Source organism: Salinadaptatus halalkaliphilus, assembly GCF_006543045.1.
Classification (GTDB): Archaea; Halobacteriota; Halobacteria; order Halobacteriales; family Natrialbaceae; genus Salinadaptatus; species Salinadaptatus halalkaliphilus.
Genome location: NZ_RBZW01000072.1, coordinates 2,605 through 19,150 on the forward strand (window position 1 = coordinate 2,605; position 16,546 = coordinate 19,150).

Genomic DNA, 16,546 nt, shown 5'->3' on the forward strand with positions numbered 1-16,546 from the left:
TGACGGATCGTGTTCCCATTCGTTTTCATTTGGTTTCGCGTCCTCATCGAATTCAACGATATCTCCAGTGGCTAGCACCCCACGGTCAAGTAGGACTTCGATAGCTCGTGTTCGCCGTTGGGATTCTTGTTGTTTTTCCTGTTTCTCCCGCCGGCGAGTCATATACTCCTCTGCCTCAGCTACTGGGATGGCCTGCTGATTACTGAGAAGGAACTCATCGTTGTGTTCGTAGGCTTGGACGACAACACAGGTGATATCGAGATCGTACTCTTCGATGAGCCACATTACTGGGGCAGTTACCTCGATCCCGAACTCACCAGCCACGAGAAGGATCCGTGGCTTGTCATCAAGGTCGAAATCCGCCCAGCCATCGTCCGTAATTGGCACTCCTTCTTCAACACTTTCATCCAGAAAATCAGCGAACTCTTCTCCGACGTCATCTGGACTCAGGTCCTTCTCACCTCTCTCATTCCAAAATTCGCGGTAATCTTGTTGAATCTCTTCGGCGGTCAAGGTTGCACAATAGCTCGCGTATTTGATCGCCTGGAGGTCGGTTGTCTTATCTGCTTCATCTCGTTTTAATTCGACGACGACCAACTTCCCGTTCGGATCCAGCGCAAGAATATCCAACCGATCACGTGTTTGTTCGAAATTGGCATACTCCGATGTGATGATGAGCAGATCTTCGCCCAGTAATGCTGGCTCCTCGAGTGCCCACTCCTGAAAGTCAGATCGTTCGAGGATATCTAGTTCTACAAACTCCTGTTCCTCGAGTTGCTGAGGCGAATCCTTCTCTTCGTCAACAGAAAACAGCATGGTTGGGTGTCATATTCTGCGCTAGTCCCTTATATCATTCTGCCGAGTAAACAATCCCTGCTTAGTCGTTGCTTGCACTCGCCCCTTGCGAACGGGCGTTTAGTACCCTCAATTTTAGCTACAGTAGCACCCCAAGGGGAGCTCCGAACGGGGATGGACTCTGATAGATACTTACGTCCCTACACTTTTCTGGAATGTGTTCATCGTATGAATTATGGATCTTGATCGTGCCCGTGGTGTTCTGGTAGGGTTAGCGTGTGGGGACGCGCTTGGACGACCAGTCGAGTTCGACACAGCGTCTACGATTACTGCTGAGTACGGCGACCTCGACGAGATGGTCGGGTACGGAACGTGGAACAAGCCGGCTGGAACGATTACTGACGACACCGAGCAGGCACTCTGTATTGCGCGGAGTCTCGTCGAGAAACAGGAGTTCGATCCTGCTGATATGGCGAATCGGTTCGTCGCATGGTACGAGAGCGATCCGTTTGACATTGGGCGGATGACGTTGCGTTCGCTCAGTCGCCTCGAGAAAGGGGAAACATGGAACCAGGCAGGGCAAGAGGTCTGGGAGGACAGCCCAGAAGGTTCGAACGCCGGGAACGGGAGTGTGATGCGGTGTCCACCGCTTGCTATCCCGTACGCGACTGATTGGGACCAGCTCGTGGACGTGAGCCGACAGTCCTCTCAGATTACGCATGCTGACCCGCGGTGTACGTACGGCTGTGCGATTCTCAACCTTACGGTGGCCGGTCTGCTCGAGGACGTCGACACGCCGCTGCAGGACGCCCTCGAGTACGTCCCAGATGATGCTCCGGACGAGCTCGTGACCGCACTCGATCCCCTCGCCGACGGGACCTCGCCAAGAACGCTCGAAACGTCCGGGTACGTCGTCCACTCGCTGCAAACGGCCCTCCACGACGGACTACTCGCCAGTAGTACTGAAGAAGCGATTGTGACTGCAGTTAATCGTGGTGGGGACACTGATACGATCGGGGCGATTGCGGGCGCAGTTGCTGGTGCACGGTTCGGTGCGTCACAGCTTCCTGACCGCTGGCTCTCTGCCATTGATGAAACAGACGAACTCGAATCACTGGCGGTTGATCTCGTCGAGGTGGCATGATGTACGTACTTGCGTTCGACTGAGATCGAATAGCTATTTAGTGGTATTCAGCGCGAGAGAACCCCCTTATGAAGAGTTTTATGACGCCTTCGGTCGGTCGTCCAGACTTTAAATCCGTCTTCTTTCGCAGTCGCTTCCAGTCGTATGTAGAACCAGCCTGGTCTGATACCGACGCAACTCCGAATCTCTTCTGACGGACTGCGTTTGTGTGTCGAAATCGCATCCTATCTATTAGTTTCACTTCCACTGCGGTTGGATGACATTTAGTGTGTATACGACTCTCCATTGGTCCATGGGAACGAACGACACGGATATCGAGTCTGCTGAGATTACTAACCGGGGCACGGTCATCCTAGACGAATCCGATCCACGTACTGTTATCGAGTGTCTCCCCAGTACCGTCTTTCCTGTAATGATTCGGTTTTCCCTAGGAAAGTCAACGACTGGTGATCGAACGCATGAAGAACTTCGTACACCGGATTATCCAGTTGACGTCCGGATTCCACAAGGAGCATACATTCCAGAGTCGACAGTCTATTTCGATAATCCTGCAGAACGACCACCTCGAAATGCGACTGCATGGCGACCAAGTGAGTTCATCGAGTCTCTATCCGAACTTCTAACGGAAATCGATAGCTCTCCTTACGTTGATACAGATCGCCTTCAATTCACAGATCTTTGTGTAGCTGAGATTGCCCCTCGCTACACAACTAATGATCCAGATACTGGAGCCACAGTAGCTACACCAGAACTCTACAAAGACCAAGCAGACATCACTCTTGGGTACTTTCGTCGAGAGGGCAGTCTCGCAGCGACACAAGTCAGAGACTCGCTTGATACTGCAATGCCTGGAGAAACACGATCTCCACCACAACTCATCCAGGTTACTGAGGCAACTGCAAAACCAGCGCGATCCAGCCGTGAGACACAGCAGCCAGCTGGCCGTCATAAATACTTCACAGAGGGTGAAGCAGAGCGTATAGACCAACTTGACGCGACACCCGCTAATTGGATGTTAGACCGTGCGGCACCAGCCACCAGCGGCCATCGATCACTAAACCCAATTCTCTCTGAAATTGACCAGTTCTTCCCACAACTAAGTGAGACAGATCTACTCGAGTTTATTCGGTTACGTGGCCGAACTGAAAGCAGTGAGCGGTTCTACGCAAATGAGGTGTTGTCCCGATGAGTGGTGCTGTTCAGGAATCTAGTGAGGAAGAAAATGAGTATGTTCCCAGAATCGGAGGGGAGGCAGAATTTGATTTTTCGGTCAGTGATGAATCTCCCTTTGTAGTCATTCCTCGAGGAGGTGCGAAAGAGATTGGACGAAGTTGTTACCAAGTTGAGACTCGGACGGGAACGTATCTTGTCGATGCCGGACTAAACCAGGGAGATGGAGGACTGTTTCCCGATCTCAGAGGTCTTGACGAAGGTCAAATAGATGCAGTATTTCTCACCCACGCCCATATCGATCATATTGGATCGCTTCCGCTATTAGAAAGCCACAATTTTCTATCAGATCAGGCACCTGTAATTACGACAAGGCCAACAGCAGCACTGGCGGATACACTCCTTCGAGATTCACTGAAGATCCATCGTCGTGTGACTCAAAAACCGGGAAGAGAACAGCAGTACACTGAAACGGATCTAAGAAAGGTCGTTGATCGTTTCCGACATTGTGGATACCAGGCAGCCGATCTGAGTGACCATATTGCACATATTGATGATACTGAGACACTTCACTTCGAGTTCGGGAATGCTGCTCACTTGCTGGGGAGTGCGTGGCTCGCTCTAACTGTTGATGGCTCCCGAGTGGTTTTCTCGGGAGATATTGGTGGACGATCGAATCACCTTCCAGATATCGATGAACCACCACAGGCGGATGCGCTCTTTCTTGAGTCAACATACGGGGATACACATTCTCACACTAGCGCTTCTGATACGCGAACCGATATTTACAATGAGGCTATTGAAGCGGCCACGAACGGAAAACCAGTTCTCATTCCCTGCTTTGGCGTCGGGCGATCCCAGGAACTGCTCTATATGTTCAAAAACCGTATCCATACGCTCCCAGAGGAAGATCAATCGCAACTCAACATTGTCTACGATGGAATGGCCCAACGCGCCACAAACACATATAATGAGCATTGTCGAGGAGAGTTTGCAGCTGAATCGATTCGCAATTACATTGTCAATTCGGGTGACCAACAGCCATTCCTCTTTGATCAGACATCATCTGCGAGACGAATGCCCTTGTCCCGAAAAGAATTATTGGAAGCTGACGAAACACCCATTATAATTGCACCCTCTGGGATGTTGTCTGGTGGCTTTTCTCCGACCTACTTACTCGAGTTCACCCAGCGATATGATGATGCCCGTATCATCCTCTGTGGGTACCAAGCCGAGGGAACACCTGGCCGTCGGTTAGAGGAAGCGTTAAAGGATGACTTGGACGAAATCGCTCTCACCCTTCCCTCAAATGGGTTGAACGGAGGTATTCCTGATGAGGGCGACGGAACACGTGTTAAAGTTCCAGTGAGTTGGATCAGTCGATACCACGGGCTGTCGGCACACGCTGCTCGGAACGAATTGCTTCAATTTGCACGTCAAGTGTCTCCATCGCAGGTGTATCTCATTCACGGTGAGCAAGATCAACAGAAAAAGATGGCCAATCACCTTGCAGGAAATCTTGACTCTGTCTCTACAATCCAGTTAACTGGAATGATGAATCCGGTATCGGTTAGCCCCGATCTTCCCGATGAACAAGTCGTTGGGGACCGACCTGCAAAACGGATTCTGAACGAACGTGGTGGTGATATTGAGGTTAGCGATCAGAGCCACTTCAATTCTGATGCGGTCCACGGAACACTATCGGAATTCAGTGACCAAATCGAAGCACTAGAATTAGCCCTTCGTTCGCTTAGTGGCCAATTAGCTGTTGAGCGCCATGATAGTGGCTTCTCGGAAGAGGATATCCGACGGATTGTTCAAGACGAAATGAATGATATTGTTCGCGAGGCAGTCAAAGAGAACCAATCTGACTGACATCACCTCCAGTATAGCTACCACGAAAAAGTGATCAACCCCATGGTCACCGTGCACTCAATCCGTCTCAAATAGCGAAAGAGGTTTATAAAAAGTTTCAGTGACGGAATGCAAACATGGAGTGAGGCGTTTCTTGCCGACGAGTCATTCTCAGTCGGTCTCGTTTTCGTTCGAGGACATCTTTCTTTTCAAGGCCGTCGCAGAGCGTCCGGACGATATCGGAGACATGTCGACACTCGTCCAAACAGATCTTAACTTCGATGTGATCGAAGACGAAATAGAATGCCTGGTCGACCTCCTGGGAGGAGAGCAATTTGCCACAGTAATCTCCGAATTGCTGGAGCGGCTCGACCAAAACGATGGTATCCAAACACCCCTCGACGATGTCGCCCGAGAGTACTACCAACGGTACATGAACGGGTACGAACTCCGAGTGCGGTTAGACGAGGACACCGCAACATCCGTCAGCGAACTCGCGTCGACGATAGACGTTTCAGAAACAGAAATCGAACGTCGATATGACTATCTCGAGCAGTACGGATTCGTCGAACGGACCAGTGCAGGGATACGAGATACTGCGAAACACGATTAATTTCAGCGGTCTTAGAAACTAGGAGTGATTCACTCCAAGAGGACACCTGTGAAGACTGCGACCGCTGTGGATGCAACTAGGATGTCTGCAAGTCGTATCGTCGAAGCAGGAAGTCCTTGCTTCAAGGAGCCAGCTTCTGCTGGCGGGTAGGCCGGGGTAGTTCACTTTTCAGTGTCGGTGTCGTCAAAGTCATCGGTATGCTTGTCTGATTGTATTGACCATTCCCACTTATCCCGGAGATACATGGAAACATCGTCTGGATCGATTTCCTCCGTTTCTGCTTCGAGTAACGCACGCACTTCGGCATTCGAAAGATCATCCATCTGTTCCATTTTACTGCGACCGCGATCTGCAAGATAGTCGAGCCGACTCTTCTCGACTTCGAGGTTGACATCAACTATTGTGGATGAGTTACGACGCTGTTCAACTTGCCCAACTGCCGTTTCAACGATTGATTCGGCATCTCTCCCGGAATCATGAGCGGCTTCATAAAAGAACGCTATTGAACTTCTAATTGCACCAACAAGCTCAGGATCCCTTTCAAGTTCGTCATCAACACGATCAGCTAAGTCATACCCCGTAACGTTATACACCATCTTTCGATCTTCTGGATCTAACTCATTATACAGTAATGTGAGATCGTGTGTTGCTGCCACAAGACGCTCCCGAATCCGTGACCGGAGGTTTCGCTCGTGAACAGGCCGCTTAAATTCCTTTTCACCGCGTAGATATTCTCGTTGTGCATCTGTCAGTAATGCTGCTGGGCGATCTAAGTCCATGTGTTGTATATCTGCATCGCCGAACTATTTATTATTACGCAATCTCATAGGAGTTTGTGTGAATAGGAAAACAACAGTACTCCCTGCCGACAACCAGAACATACGATCGATCGGCGACAGACGGTACTACTAACACCAGAAATGGAAAGGAAGCTATCCATCGACATCAACGGGACACTCTTGGTAAGGGAATCCCCGTTGTGCCGACGGCTTTACTTTAGAAGTAAAGCACTATCTAAGTGTCGGTTAGAAGTAGGAATTGAACTTCTAACCGATAGAGGAGATACCAAAACAATAGTTTGGCGTATCTCACCACCCAACCTGTGTGAGGTACGGGGCGGTTCTTCGGTGATGAAGCCTGCTCCAAACGTCCCCATAGGAAGTTGCTGGAGGGAAAAGTCATGGGAGAGCACCTCTCTAACCGAAACACGATCTAGCCACGACTCGCTTCTTCCGTCACGACGGAATACACCCCCTTACCCTTCTTCCCATACTGTGTGTGATGATGATCTGATATCACCCATCTTGGGTGGTTTCTTCGAAGTTCTTTCCGGGGTGATTGCGTCATGAGTGCTGGTCTGGAACATCTTGGCTGGCTTGTCCCGACGTCTGAATGGGAACCCTTCAAAGAATGGGTTCGTGATGTAACTGGCGGGTACAAAGGTTCTCTCGGCCGGTACGTCGAGAAAGCAATAGAGGACTATATCCGCTTTGCTGACGCTGTTAAGAAGCTACAGACTCTTGCCGACGACGTCATCACCGAAGAAGAAACGGATATACCACACAGTTTGGTGGGTGACGACCTCACTACTGACTCGAAAACTGAAGTCCGGGTCCGTATTGCCCCCTATTCAAAAGACGGTTTCCGAAACGCAGTTTCGGAGTCGAAAAATTCGTATGGTGTTGAACTTGCACGTGCGCTCCGTCAGTACCGAACCAACCCCTTCCATGAGTGGGTTGCCGATTTAGCTGATCGATTGTCGACTGCTCTCGATGATACTGAGGATGAACCCCCTGAGGACACCATCAACGATCAGGATGGTGTCAACAAACAACCGCGGACAGTCGAAGAAAAAACCGAGGCGATTGTCGACTATCTCGAAACCGAGATGTCGTGCGAAAGTCACCAAATCAGTCGTGACGACCTTGATGAAGCGATTGAAGTAGTTGTTGGCGACGGGGAACCAACGAAACGAACGATGCGTAAATATCGTAATCAAGTCGTTGAAACGCTCAATCTTGGTCGCCATCCACAAACACCAAAGCTCTATAAGCCGGTCGCTGAACTCCCAGACCGGCCGGACGACTACCCGTGGGAATGCTGGGTTTCTGTCGAGTATCTCAAGGGCGACCCAGAGGCCCGTGCTCGTCGCGTCGTTCTCGAACTCGGGAAGCAAGCCGCAGCGTCGAACGGGCGTATTGGAATCGAAAAATCAGCTGTCTGTAAGGAGATTTTGAATGAGGCTGTCTCACCTGCAACGGCACGTCGAACTGTTGCCGCTGTTGTTGATAACTACCCAGTCAAAACCAAGCGTGAGAACCTCCGACTGAATCTTGTTCGGCTTGCAGAAGAACAACCTGAGTTAGCAGAAGAAATCGTTGCATACGCCAACTTTGACCCGGATTCATCTGCGGCAGTAACTGACTGTGATTCGTCGCCGGATAACTGGGTCGACCGCGCTGCTGACCATATCTCAAAACTCTGTGAGACTTCCGATTTCGATATTGAAACTATTCCAAAGCAAATCTTGGATAATAAAATTGCTCGAGCGAAGTATCCAAATGAAGTTTCCGACGAGAAGAGCCAAATATCCGAAGATGCCCTTGAACGAGTATGTGAAGCCGATCGAGACGCGGTCTCTGCTGCTCTTGCGGTATCTGACTCGAGTCCAGGACCAACTGCTGAAGAAGACCTTCAACGAGCCGCCGAAACAGAACTTGAGAAACTCTCATCAGATACCTACACGACATCTTCTACACCGTGACGGTACAGCGAGAGATTCCTTTTTCACTGGCCGAAAAGCATTACTTGTCACCATAACTACTTTCTCAATACAGAGTACTACCCGTGAAACTACGTCAACCAACCGACTTTCTCATCCTTGAAGGTCTGGAAGACAAAGGACGGAATGTTGCGACGAACTTGGCCGCTCACACCGGGAAGTCCCGCAAAAACATCAACACCCGACTGCCGGTGCTTGAGGACTACGGGCTCGTTGAAAAGATTGGACCGGCTGAGCGATCTGGACTGTACGAGATCACATCTCTCGGAAAAGCCGTGTTGGTCTACCAAGATCAGTACGATGAAGTGGATGACTTCGAGGAACTCATCCGCGGTCCTAATGCAACCGACGGTGATGGTTCCAGTGAGAGTCAGGCGAGTTTCGCCCGTGGTGACGACGAGTCTGAAGACACCTGAGATACGATCGATAATTTCCCAGAACAGGCGTTCGAACCAGAAGAGCAGTTTCTAGAGCAGTGAGTTGACTCGAGACTGGAGATGATCAAATGCATCCGTTGCGACATCGACAGTCGGTGCACCAGTAATAACCGCTTTGCCGTTCGCGAATAGCAAGATCACAGCAGTGTACTCTTCAGGGCGATAGACAAGTCCTGGGAACTGCTCTGGCTCGTATTCAGTGGACTCAAGGCCAAGACCAATCGAGAGTGCGTTTAGGTTAACATCCATTCCAAGTTCTGCAGTACTGACGACGTTCTGGACTGAAAATCCAGTCTCCTCGGGAATATCGATCCCGTTCAACGCAGACAGCTTATTCAAGAATACATCGTTTGATTCCTCGAGTTCGTCGAGACTCGAAGAACCAGTGATGATGTACTTCCCACTTCGATAAACAATGATCAGCGGCCCGTCTTCCTCTAACCGAACGTAGAGCCCGTGGTAATTTTCTGGATCGTGCTCCGTATACGGAACATCGAGATCGGCACCGAGTTGTTCAACGTCTAACTCGAGGCCGAGCGTACCAGACCCAACAACGTTAGTGATTGTGACCATCACTCCACCTCGCTGTCTGGAATGACGAACGCAGCGGACACTAAGTCTGGCTCTTCCGGTGTGACGTGTTTCTCCTCTTCAAGACGGTCCAACTCTGTATCGCGTTTCCGACGGAGTGATTCGAGCTCTCGTTTGGCGTTTCCGATCGGAGCAGACATATCTGTGCCCTCTTTATCGCGCTGTCGGTACGTCTCGAGTCGATCCTCCCACTCGCTGATTTCCTCCTCGAAGTATCGTTCTGCATGCTGGCGCTTGATCGCTATTTCACGTTCACGCTCTTCACGGGCTTCGTCCGCAAACGATTCGACCTGAGTCCAGGCTTCCATCTGTGCCTCTTCATGCAGATCGTCTCCAATCGACGCCAGGGTCTCGAGACTTTGGATGGACGCCGTCTCTTCTGGCGGAAGTGTATCGGCTATTTCAGGGGTACTGGTAGTGACCTCGCCATCGGTAGTAACATACAGCGGAACAAGCTTCTCAGTGACTACATCACCTGCTCCTGAGACGTATCCTAACCGGTAAGTAAAGAGAATCCCTGGTGCCGGCTCGTCTTCGGGAGCGACTTTTACAGCGACCTGTCCCTGTATACGGTCTGAGTTGAGACAGAATTCGATGAGCGACTGGACCAATGGATGATCGAGCGCAATGAAGTCGACATCGTCCTTTTCCATCGCGATCTGTTTCGTAAAGGTTGCACTGTCGTACTGTCCTGCTACCTGATCACCGGACAGAACGTCGGGAACGTCCAATTGGTAGACGTCGCCATCAGAGCGTGCAGGGCCGGGCCGAACGCCCTTGATTGTCCCGCTGAACTCGTCAAAGAACTCCCGAACCAGAACCTCGATGTCGGCTTCGCTTACTTCGCCGTGTTGACTGCGTTCGATGACCTCGAGTACCTCGTCGTCCTCGTTGGAGAGGTCGAACCGATCTCGAATGAGGAACTCGTTCTCGACGGTTTCCAAGGCCTCTTTGCGCTCCTCTATCGTCGATTCGATGTCTGCCACAACCTCGTCTGTCGGTCTTCCTTCGGCAATGGCGGCCATGATCGTCTCGTCCAGGTCAACGTCCTCTAAGACGCGCCCCATCACGTCGGAGCGCATCCCGAGATCGGATTCGATCTGGTTTGTCTTCTCAACGAGGAGATTGAGAATCTCGCTCTCGCGAGTGTTTTTGAAGAAGAGATTCCGAATCTCGACCGTGTGTTCCTGCCCGTATCGGTGGAGCCGACCCATACGCTGGTCGATACGAATCGGGTTCCAGGGGAGATCGTAGTTCACCATAATGTGGGCGAACTGGAGATTGAGTCCTTCTTGAGCCGCGTCGGTCGCAAGCATCAGGTTCGCTTCTTCCTCGAACTTCTCCATCTCCTTCCGACGTCTATCCTGGTCAAGGTCGCCGTATACCTGTGCAATGTCGTGTTCAGGAAACACCTGATCGCGAAGGTACTCGAGCGTGTCCGTATACTCCGTGAAAATGAGGATTTTCTCGTTTGGATCCTCCTGCAGGATCCGGTCGACGAACTGGCGAAGCAGTTGGGCCTTGGAGTCGGTCTCGATGTCTTTTGCCTGCTGCCAGAGCTGTTTGACACGGTCGAGTTCAGCTTGCATCTGCGAACGGTTCAGCGTGACTGTGACCGTCTCGAGAGCCTCCTCAACCTGAGTTCGTTCGTCCTCGGTCAGCGTCTCCGGTTCGGTGCTGTAGCGGGGAATGAGTTCTTGGACATCGTCGGGGAGATCCTCGGCTATTGCATCGTTCTGGATCGCCCGCAGACGGTTTTCGAGAGATTTTCTGATAGCATGGACGCTCGAGACCAGCCGCTTTTGGTAGATAACCATCGTGAAACCGGCGGCTTGGTTCTCTTCCTGCTGCGCCAGGTTGTAGTATTCGCGGATGTACTCAGTGACATCGTCGTAGAGCTGTTGCTCTGCATCGGACATCTCGACGCCTAGGGCCTCGATATTCTTCTCAGGGAACATCCGCGTTCCGTCGGTGTCGTACATCTCGTCTTTCAGCCGGCGGATCATCAACTCCTCAAGGCCGTCGGGATGGATCTGAGACTCGTGGCTGAACCGGTAGGGATCGAGCAGACTCACAAGGAAGTAGAACTGGTCGGATTTTCCCTTGTGGGGCGTTCCAGTCATCAACAGAAGTGAATCGGAGTTATCGGCGACCGCTTCACCGACCAGATATCGCTGCGTTCGTTCGATGGAATCGTCACTCGAGCGCCGCGCCGTCAAGTGGTGGGCCTCGTCGAAGACGGCAACGTCCCACTCCGGCTCGAGATTCTTGAGTGCATCGAGCACGGAAACTCTGTCATCGTCGGGATTGTCTGTCGTCTGCTTCGCGAAGTCGATCGAGGTGATGATGAAATCTTCCTGTTCCCAGACGTTCTGGTTCGGGTGGGACTGGCGATATGTCTCGACGGTCTCGCGGTCGTAGATGACGAAGTTTCGGTCAAACTTCTCGCGCATTTCCTCTTGCCACTGGACAGTCAGCGGCGCAGGCGCGACGATAAGGACGCGATCGGCACGGCCTCGAGCGATAAGCTCCTCGATGACCATACCTGCCTCGATGGTCTTCCCAAGCCCGACCTCGTCGCCGATGAGATACCGCTGGTCGTAGGAGTTCAAGATTTCGTAGGCTGCCTTGACTTGGTACGGCTCGATCTCGATTCGGTTGTTCGTCAGCGAGAGGAAGCGGTCGTACCGGTACGCGAGATCGAGTTGAATCGCTCGCTCCCGAAGGTCGTAGTGGAGCGGTGCGTCGGATTGGCCGGCTGCGAGACGGTCGACGACCGAATCGAGTTTCTCGATGTGGGGAAGGCCGCTGGGGAGTTTGCGGAGCTGTCCCTCCGACGTGTAGACGTGGAGGAGGTGACCGCAGTTGGGCCGTTCCTCGATTTTCGTGATTTCTCCACGTCCGCCGGCGAACTTGACGTGGTCGCCGACCTCAAAGTCAGTCATTCTGAGCCGTAGACTCCACAATCTCGATTTCATCCTCTGTTAATCCATAGAGTTCATAGACGATTTCGTCGATAAGATGTTCAGTCATAGCGATCTTATTGTCAATTTCATCTGCGCGTTCTTTCGTCTTAGTGTAACGTCGAAGATCGTCTTTGATGCTCTCAGGGTCGGGGAGAACAATTGCCTTCAATCGGTCAATCGGTGAATTGGTCTTCGTGGCATTCTCACGGAAACCACCGAACCCATCAGCCTCCTCAACAGCAACAGGAACGAATGCTTCTATAAGTGCAGCTTGGTTCTCTGAGAGATCAGTAAGAGAAAATGCCTCAAAATATCCCGTTTCAGTGTATCCCCATTGATCAGTCTCATGTCCCTCTTCATTTTCCGGTTTGTAACGAGCGCTTGCATAAATTGTGACTCTATGCCCTTTGCGCTCAGTTCTGACATTACCAACTCGTAACTTCTCGTACTGCTCTGTGGTTGCATTGAGGATCTCGGGGTTATTTGGCTGAAAGAGCCCGATATCAGGGATATTTTCGCCTTCTTGATAATTACCGATATAATCTAACAGATTGGTGTTATAATCTTGACATTTCTGGTTGTATTCTAACATTCGATTAGACAATTCAGATAAAAACTCACGGATAACACCATTGGAATCCCCAGTTTCGGGCTTCGCCCCTCCCGCAAGGTATTCTTCATATTCATTAAGAAGTGACTCTACAGAGTCATTAGAACTTGAAGAAGCCTCATCTGGCGTAACTAGAGGGATTGGAAGACTCTTCACGTACTCATTTTTATATCGATGATAGCCACCTCTGACACTGGGACTATTCATCTTGAAGAGTACTTCAATAAGTGTCGAATTCAGCAAAGACAGGAGATAAAAGTCCTCTGAAGGAATCATAAACACCGTACAGTCTATATAATCACCTCTTGTATCAATGGCAAATCTGGAATGCTTTGCTATGTCTGGGTAAATTATCTTGCGTTCAGAGAAGATGCCTGTGTATTCTTGTTGTGGTTGTTGCAACTCATACCATTCTTCATTAGTTGCGGTGCCCTCCAGTTTCTCTTTGTACTGGCTCAGGTAAGATTTTATTGCGGGATACTCATCAATATCCACTCCTGAGTGACAATATATGATATACTGTTGATTGTGGTCAACATGGTGCCGAGAAATGTCAGTACCTTTGATGTACGGCTTAATGAGTTGGGAAGACCTTTCATCGGAACCAACAAGCTCATTTTTTTGTTCTTCACTTATTAAAAAAGCTTCATTAAGGCCAGTTACTACACCGCGTCCCATCCCATCAGTAATACTGGTGTCGCAAGTTCCTTGTATGTACTCTGAAAGGCTTGAGAACTTTTCTTTAAGTTCCTGGCTAATGTTGGCAACTCCTGGGTTTGTGACGGTCCAGTCATCTCCTTTGAAAAGTTCAGCAGGAATTTCTGCCTTGTTCTCAGTGATCTCCACTGGGAGCGACTCAAATTCTAAATTGTTGATTCTGGTAACAGATACACTATTTTCAAGAGATTGATTGACGTCAACAGTTAGTATACAAGGGTATGCAGTTGCCCCTTCAAACACCTCCAAATCGCCGAAATCAACAATCTGTTCTATTTGATGGTCATCTAGCACACCCCGTATTTTTTGACCATACTTTGATTTGATCCACTTGTTGGAGACGACGACTCCGTATCGTTGAGACGTCAATTCAAGGCTACGCTCAACAAAATACCCATAGAGGTCAACCCGAGTATCGTGTACGTCGTAATTTGAGGCGAGGAACGGTTTCAAAGGCTTAATTTGTTCCATACGGACGTATGGCGGATTTCCAATAACGGCATCAAATCCAGGGTCATCAACTCCTGAACCGTCTTCATCGTAGAACACTTCGGGGTATTCTAACTTCCAGTGGAAATAATCATTATCCTCTGACCACTTTTGAGCATCTGCAAACCACTGCATTTGTTCAATCTGTTCCCACTGGTCATCATCTTCCAACGCTGCTGCCATCTGCTCATAGGCATCGCCCGGGAGATTGTCCAATCCAAACTCCTCGGCAGTGTGAACGTTTGTCATCGCCTCGAGCCGCTGGCGAAGCTTGTTCCGCTCGAACTCGTCGTACTTGGCCTCCATCTCCTTGACGTCGGCGAGATCCTGATTCTCGATGGCGATGAAGTCCTGATAGATTCGCATCAACTGCTCGATAGTCCCCTTTCGAGCTACACCGAAGTCAGCGAGCGTTGCGTTCTGTCCGTCGCCACCAGCATCGGATTCCAGTTCCTCGATTTCCTCGATGTCGCTCCCGACAAGCGAATTCCCGGTCTTCAGGTGGTGGTCAAGGAACGCAAGCGGTTGTTCGGCTGCGAGCGTCCGAAGCCATAGAGACACCTTCGCCAGTTCCACAGCAAGCGGATTCAGGTCGACACCGTAGATACAGCGCTGGGCGACCTGCCGACGGGCCCAGTTGATATCGTGGTCCTCGTCAACCGTCTCGATACCCTGCTGTGCGGCCTGCCGCTCCTGTGCGTCGATGATTTCACGTGCCAAGTAGTCGATAGCGCTTGTCAGGAAGTGGCCACTTCCCATCGCAGGGTCGAGGATTTTGAGGTCGAACACCTCCTCAGCAAACTCCTCAGCGAATCCTCCTTCATCGAACGCACTTTGGCCAACGAGACTACTCCGGATATCGTCGACGAGCGGGCCGAGCGTCTCCTCGACGATGTACTCGACGACGTACTCCGGCGTGTAGTACGACCCCGTCGCCTTCCGTTCACCTGAGCCGGTCGAAAGGTGGACTTCTCCCTCTTCGACGATCACCTCATCACCCTCGCCTGCGCTGACGTACTCACCGTCTTCGAGTGCTAGTGGTTCGTCGGCGATGTCGAGTTGATATTCGAGAAGCCCCTCGTAGATGCTCCCGAGGTGGCGAACATCCAGCGACGAGTAATCGACGAAGATCTTCCCTTCGCCGTTGCCGTTCTGACTCCGGGTGAGCAGTTCAATGACCTCGGCGAGGTAGGCGTCCCCCACCTGGTGATTCGCGATGAACTGGGCTTCGGCACTATCGTCCTCGTCGGGATCAGTTCTGAACAGTCCGCCGTTGTACGCCGGGATGTAGAGATCCTCTTCAGGGATGCCTCGCGATTTGCTCCCCTGGTCGATCAGCTTGAAGAGTTCGTCCAGTCGGTCCCAGAGGTTGTCTTGCCAGTCGCGATACTTCGGATTCGGACTGTCTAATTCCTCTGCTACCTCCTGCTTGAGTGTATTCAGACTGTAGGATTCCTCGTAGATCTCGTTGTTCGTGTCGAGCAGGTCACGCCCCTCACTCTCGGCGTAGAGCACGAATATGAGCCGGTAGAGGTAGATGAGGGAGCTGTCGTGAATGAGGTCGAGATCGTCTTCGGAGAGGTCGTTGTCCGGGTACTGCATGAACCCCTCGGAGAGGACCTTGATTGCCTCGTAGATGTTATCCTGGAGGTCCTCTCCCAACTCCTGGGCGAAGACGTTGGACTCGTCGTAGACGTCGTCGAGGAAACACTCGCCGCTGGAATCCTCGAGGAATGCGCCGTGTCTGAAGAAGAGGTAGAAGTATTTGAAGTCCTCAAGATTACCCTTTTCGAGGACGGTCGGCAGGTCAATCTCGTAGTAGGAGTCGAGCCGGTGGCTCGTTGGACCGTAGTAGAGCCGCCACTTCTTCCCGTCGGTGAGGACTGCCCACCGCGCCGGCGTCTCTTGGAGATAGACGTGAATCTGGTAGCTCGGGTTCTCGAAGTCCCGTTCGTGTTCGCCACTCCCACGGGTATCGAGTGGACGGCCCCAGCGCTTGGCGTCCGCGACGGCGACCGCGTCCTTGTAGAAATCGCCACCTTCCTCGCGGCGCTCGAACGCACCACGTGCAGCGTCATCAGACTCGAAGAAACCGTAGTCAGGGCGGCGCTGCGTCCGGCTGGTACTCTCCTCAACTTCGAAGGGAACCCCAAGCTTCCGGAACATTGGCCGGATGAACTTCTCCTCGAGCTGAGATTCGTTTCGCTTGGGAGCCGTCTCTTTCTCGCGCTTCCACAACTCCATGATGTCGTCCTTCGCCTCGCGGAGCTCCTCCTTGCTGAGTTCGTCCCATGCTTCCGTTTCGGGGAGATGTTCGTTGAGGTAGTGGTTCGAGAACAGGTCGCGATTCGTTCGGTAGGAAAGTGCTGTCTGCATGA

At 51.4% G+C, this 16,546-nt stretch carries 10 protein-coding genes; 5 read left to right on the forward strand and 5 right to left on the reverse strand.

Annotated elements, in window-relative coordinates; translation table 11 throughout:
* A partial coding sequence (locus D8Y22_RS19740; protein ID WP_217350911.1) for an endonuclease NucS domain-containing protein occupies window positions 1–816 on the reverse strand: 816 nt, incomplete at its 3' end.
* Between the two features lie 214 nt (window positions 817–1,030).
* On the opposite strand from D8Y22_RS19740, the gene D8Y22_RS19745 reads away from it, so the two are divergent.
* From D8Y22_RS19745 to D8Y22_RS19755, 3 genes are all read left to right on the forward strand, one after another.
* Window positions 1,031–1,939 (forward strand): ADP-ribosylglycohydrolase family protein, encoded by a 909-nt coding sequence (locus D8Y22_RS19745; RefSeq protein ID WP_141466373.1) that lies wholly within the window; start codon window positions 1,031–1,033, stop codon window positions 1,937–1,939.
* Between the two features lie 1,185 nt (window positions 1,940–3,124).
* On the forward strand, window positions 3,125–4,984 hold the full coding sequence (locus D8Y22_RS19750; protein ID WP_141466374.1) for an MBL fold metallo-hydrolase: 1,860 nt from the start codon (window positions 3,125–3,127) through the stop codon (window positions 4,982–4,984).
* Window positions 4,985–5,210: 226 nt separating this feature from the next.
* Window positions 5,211–5,576: a hypothetical protein gene (locus tag D8Y22_RS19755; RefSeq protein ID WP_246084530.1), complete on the forward strand. Its 366-nt coding sequence runs from the start codon at window positions 5,211–5,213 to the stop codon at window positions 5,574–5,576.
* Window positions 5,577–5,737: 161 nt separating this feature from the next.
* Here the strand turns inward: D8Y22_RS19755 and D8Y22_RS19765 are convergent, their stop codons facing one another.
* Window positions 5,738–6,355, reverse strand: coding sequence for a hypothetical protein (locus tag D8Y22_RS19765; RefSeq protein ID WP_141466375.1), 618 nt, complete (start codon window positions 6,353–6,355; stop codon window positions 5,738–5,740).
* A gap of 566 nt (window positions 6,356–6,921) precedes the next feature.
* On the opposite strand from D8Y22_RS19765, the gene D8Y22_RS19770 reads away from it, so the two are divergent.
* Both D8Y22_RS19770 and D8Y22_RS19775 read left to right on the forward strand, forming a co-directional pair.
* Entirely contained in the window at window positions 6,922–8,340 is a 1,419-nt protein-coding gene (locus D8Y22_RS19770) for a hypothetical protein (RefSeq protein WP_141466376.1), read from the forward strand.
* Between the two features lie 83 nt (window positions 8,341–8,423).
* Entirely contained in the window at window positions 8,424–8,774 is a 351-nt protein-coding gene (locus D8Y22_RS19775; protein ID WP_141466377.1) for a winged helix-turn-helix domain-containing protein, read from the forward strand.
* A 51-nt stretch (window positions 8,775–8,825) separates the two neighbouring features.
* Here the strand turns inward: D8Y22_RS19775 and D8Y22_RS19780 are convergent, their stop codons facing one another.
* Genes D8Y22_RS19780 through D8Y22_RS19790 form a run of 3 tightly spaced genes read right to left on the reverse strand, consistent with a single transcriptional unit; the run spans window position 8,826 to window position 16,544 of the window.
* Window positions 8,826–9,368: a TATA-box-binding protein gene (locus D8Y22_RS19780; protein WP_141466378.1), complete on the reverse strand. Its 543-nt coding sequence runs from the start codon at window positions 9,366–9,368 to the stop codon at window positions 8,826–8,828.
* A complete protein-coding gene (locus D8Y22_RS19785) occupies window positions 9,368–12,331 on the reverse strand; it encodes a DEAD/DEAH box helicase (protein ID WP_141466379.1) in 2,964 nt (987 codons plus the stop codon). The genes D8Y22_RS19780 and D8Y22_RS19785 overlap by 1 nt, the downstream gene beginning before the upstream one ends.
* Window positions 12,324–16,544 (reverse strand): Eco57I restriction-modification methylase domain-containing protein, encoded by a 4,221-nt coding sequence (locus D8Y22_RS19790; protein WP_141466380.1) that lies wholly within the window; start codon window positions 16,542–16,544, stop codon window positions 12,324–12,326. The genes D8Y22_RS19785 and D8Y22_RS19790 overlap by 8 nt, the downstream gene beginning before the upstream one ends.
* Window positions 16,545–16,546 lie beyond the last annotated feature (2 nt).

Bases quoted from the DNA above. Each gene is read 5' to 3' on its own strand.
- D8Y22_RS19745 (WP_141466373.1), top strand. From the start codon at position 1,031: ATGGATCTTGATCGTGCCCGTGGTGTTCTGGTAGGGTTAGCGTGTGGG.
- D8Y22_RS19750 (WP_141466374.1), top strand. From the start codon at position 3,125: ATGAGTGGTGCTGTTCAGGAATCTAGTGAGGAAGAAAATGAGTATGTT.
- D8Y22_RS19755 (WP_246084530.1), top strand. From the start codon at position 5,211: ATGTCGACACTCGTCCAAACAGATCTTAACTTCGATGTGATCGAAGAC.
- D8Y22_RS19765 (WP_141466375.1), bottom strand. From the start codon at position 6,355: ATGGACTTAGATCGCCCAGCAGCATTACTGACAGATGCACAACGAGAA.
- D8Y22_RS19770 (WP_141466376.1), top strand. From the start codon at position 6,922: ATGAGTGCTGGTCTGGAACATCTTGGCTGGCTTGTCCCGACGTCTGAA.
- D8Y22_RS19780 (WP_141466378.1), bottom strand. From the start codon at position 9,368: ATGGTCACAATCACTAACGTTGTTGGGTCTGGTACGCTCGGCCTCGAG.
- D8Y22_RS19785 (WP_141466379.1), bottom strand. From the start codon at position 12,331: ATGACTGACTTTGAGGTCGGCGACCACGTCAAGTTCGCCGGCGGACGT.
- D8Y22_RS19790 (WP_141466380.1), bottom strand. From the start codon at position 16,544: ATGCAGACAGCACTTTCCTACCGAACGAATCGCGACCTGTTCTCGAAC.